Annotated in this window: 3 protein-coding genes; 1 reads left to right on the top strand and 2 read right to left on the bottom strand. The window is 74.4% G+C overall.

Annotated elements, in window-relative coordinates; translation table 11 throughout:
- Nucleotides 1-110: 110 nt before the first annotated feature.
- A complete protein-coding gene (locus AAHZ94_RS31435; RefSeq protein WP_349997117.1) occupies nucleotides 111-458 on the bottom strand; it encodes a MerR family transcriptional regulator in 348 nt (115 codons plus the stop codon).
- Between the two features lie 204 nt (nucleotides 459-662).
- Nucleotides 663-1,601, bottom strand: a complete 939-nt coding sequence (locus AAHZ94_RS31430) for an aldo/keto reductase (protein WP_349997116.1) — start codon at nucleotides 1,599-1,601, stop codon at nucleotides 663-665.
- Nucleotides 1,602-2,153: 552 nt separating this feature from the next.
- Between AAHZ94_RS31430 and AAHZ94_RS31425 the strand changes: the two genes are divergently transcribed.
- The coding region (locus AAHZ94_RS31425) for a coiled-coil domain-containing protein (protein ID WP_349997115.1) at nucleotides 2,154-3,185 on the top strand (1,032 nt) is incomplete at its 3' end.

The following is a 3,185-nucleotide window of genomic DNA, read 5'->3' as shown; positions in this document are numbered from 1 at the left end:
TCGGGGGGGCGCGGATCTTTGTATAAGAGCCGGCGGTCGGGGGGGGGGGGCGGGGCCGGGCGGCTCGCCCCACGCCGCAGCGCGGGGCGAACCTCGGGCGCCCGAAGGCGCTAGCTGTAGTACGCGATCTTGTCGTCCAGGTGCTGCATGGCCCGCCGCAACGCCGTCATCTGCTGGTCCATGGCCGTACGGCGCTCCCGCAGGAAGGCCACCCGCTCCGTGCGGGACTGGTCGCCGCGCAGCATCTCGACGAACCGGCGCAGGTCGGCGATGCCGAGGCCGGCGTCCCTGAAACAGGTGACCAGGCCGATCCAGAAGACGTCCTCCTCGGTGTACGCCCGGTGCCCGCCGGCGGTGCGCCCGATGGGACCGATGAGCCCCTCGCGCTCGTAGTAGCGCAGGGTGTCCAGGGAGACGCCGGTGCGGTCGACGGTTGCCGCCGGGGTGAGGGTGGCCATGGAACTCCTCGCTGACTGCTGCGCCTGCCGGTGCAGTTGTTGCCGTTTGCGGTTGCTGTGCCGTTGCCGTGCTCGTGCCTGTGCCCGCGCCTTGCTGCGGCTGCCGCGGCCGTCGCTCATCGGCCCGCCGCCGCGACGGCTGCTCCCGCGGCTCCAGCGCCCTCACGTACCGGCGCCGGCACCGGCCAACCCGCCGCGCAGCGCCTACCGCACCGCGGCGAAGCGCGTCAGGTGCTCCTCGTCGAGCCGCACGCCGCGGGCGCCGAGCGCCTGCTCGATCTGATCCACTCGGCTCACGCCGACCAGCGGATCGATGCCCTGCTGCATGAGCCAGGCGAGGACGACCTGGTTGGGCGAGACCGCGAGTTCGTCGGCGACCTCCGCGAGCACCGCCAGGACCTGGGTGGTCCCGGGGTGATCATAAATATCCGGCAGCGTTTTGTCCGTACGCACGTACGAACCCCACATCAGTGAGCTGTACGTCCACACGGCCAGCCCCTCCGACCCGGCGAAGTCCAGGTCCTCGGGGGTGAGCAGCCGGTGGGCGGACTCCGCGAGCGGGGTGAGCGGGCGGGGTTGGACGAGCGAGTGGCGCAGTTGGAGGGCCGACCACGGCTCGACGCCCTGTTCGCGGGCGAGCGAACGGGCCCGTTCGACGCGCCAGGCGGGGTGGTTGGCCGCCCCGACCCGCAGCGCCACGCCCTTGGTGACCAGTTCACCGAAGGCGCCGACCGTCTCAGCGAGCGGCGCGGTGCGGTCCTCGGCGTGCGCCCACAGCAGGTCCACGTGGTCGACGCCGAGCCGTTCCAGGCTCTGCGCGACCCCGGTGTGGACGGCGGACGCGGAGAGCCCTTCGGCGCTTTCCGGCCAGGCGTGCGGGACCAGCGGGTTGTGTCGCACCTTCGTCGCGATCCGTACGGTCTCCCGCATGCCGGGCCTGGCCCGCAGCCAGTCGCCGATGACGCGCTCGCTGGCGCCGCCGACGCCGCTGGGGTCGCTCCAGAAGGAATAGCAGTTCGCGGTGTCGAGCCAGACGCCGCCGCCGGCGACGAAGGAGTCGAGGATCGCGAAGGCCGTATCGGGGGCGACGCGGGTGCCGAAGTCCATCGTGCCGAGGATGATCTGGGGGTCGGTGAGGTGCATGACCGCCATGCTCGGAGCTGGAGCGCGCTCCAGGTCAAGCGCCGGGTCGGCGGAGTTCGCCGGCCGTACGGCCCGCGGCCCCGGCCCGCCGTTCGGGCCCCGCCATCGCGTACCGCCACCCGTCACCGCGTACGGGCCCCCACCGCGTACGGGGCCCCCACCGCGTACCGCCACGCACCTCACCCGGGCCGCGCGCCCAGCCCCGCCCCGTACCCCCACGGACCCCACCCGCGCCGCGCGCTCAGCGCGTCACGGCACACCCCGCGGTGACAACCACCACACGCCCCGCCCCGCCGGCACCCGCCGCGGCGCCCGCCGTGCGGCCGTCCGTGCCCTAGCCCACCTGCGCCTCATATGGCTTGAATGCGTCCATCCGTGATCACTGCGGATGGTTCGTTTCTTCACATCAGAATCCCCGAGATTACGACTTCCGACATCAATTGCCGCATCCTTGACGAGGTGGCCGGGTGGAGTGTCGCGTTATGGGCATTTCGCTCGCATCTACAAAGATGGCGGCGGAGACACCGGACGGACCGGAGAGGGGCTTCAACGATGAGCGGGACGGAATCACCCCACGGCTTCACCACCACCGGGCGGGGCGTGCGCGGCTACCGTCCCGCGCAGGTGGACCGGTACCTGGCCGAGCTGTCGGCGGACCGCGACACGGCGTGGGAGCGGGCGGCGCGGCTGACCGTGCTCGCCAACGAGATGTCCACCGAGGCGGAGCGGCTGCGCGCGGTCCTTGACGAGCTCCCGCCGCAGACGTACGCGGAACTCGGCGAGGGCGCCCAGCTCATCCTGACCACCGCCGAGCAGGAGGCGGAGCGGCTGCACGCGGCGGCCGAACGGGCGGGCAAGGAGGCGCGCGAGGCGGCGGCCGAACACGCGGACGCGGCGCGCGACGCGGCCGACGCGGCCTCCGGCACCCTGCGGTCCGCCGCCGACCGCCGGGCCGAGGAGGTCATCGAGCAGGCCAGGGCCGAGGCCGTCGCCCTGCGCGAGAGCTCCGAGCGGGACGCCGAACAGTGGCGCCACGAGGCGGCCGACGCGCTGGAGGTGGCGCGGGAGCGCGCCGAGGCGCTCCGTACCCAGCAGGAACGCTCGCACGCCGAACGCTGGGAGGCGCTCGGCGTCGACATCGCGGAGCGCGAGGCCGCGCTCGAAGCCCGCATCGCCGAACTCGAAGCGCTGGGCGAGCGCACCGTCGCCGAGTCGCAGCGGGCGTACGCGGAGGTCGAGGAGGCGGCCCGGCACGGCCAGGAGGACGCCGAGGCGCAGGGCGACGAGCTGATCGCCCGGGCCAGGGCGCAGACCGAGCGCATCGAGCGCGAGACGGAGAAGGTGCTGTACGCGCACGCGGAGGAGCGCGAGGACGTGACCGCGCACATGGAGCACGTGCGCGACAGCCTGGCCGCCCTGACCGGCCGCCGGGTACGGGCCGCCCGGCGCGGGGAGCAGCAGGGCGAGGGGGCCGCCGCGGACCCGACCGACCCCGCTGACCCGGCCGACCCGGCGGGGGGGGCGCCCGCCCCCGGCCCCCCCCGCCCCCCCCCCCCCCCCCCGGGCCGGGCCCCCCCCCGCCCC

Origin of the sequence: Streptomyces sp. HSW2009, assembly GCF_040240285.1 — a bacterium.
Taxonomy (GTDB): domain Bacteria; phylum Actinomycetota; class Actinomycetes; order Streptomycetales; family Streptomycetaceae; genus Streptomyces.
The sequence above is the reverse complement of the archived record's forward strand: the minus strand, read 5'-3'. Positions and strand labels throughout refer to the sequence as shown.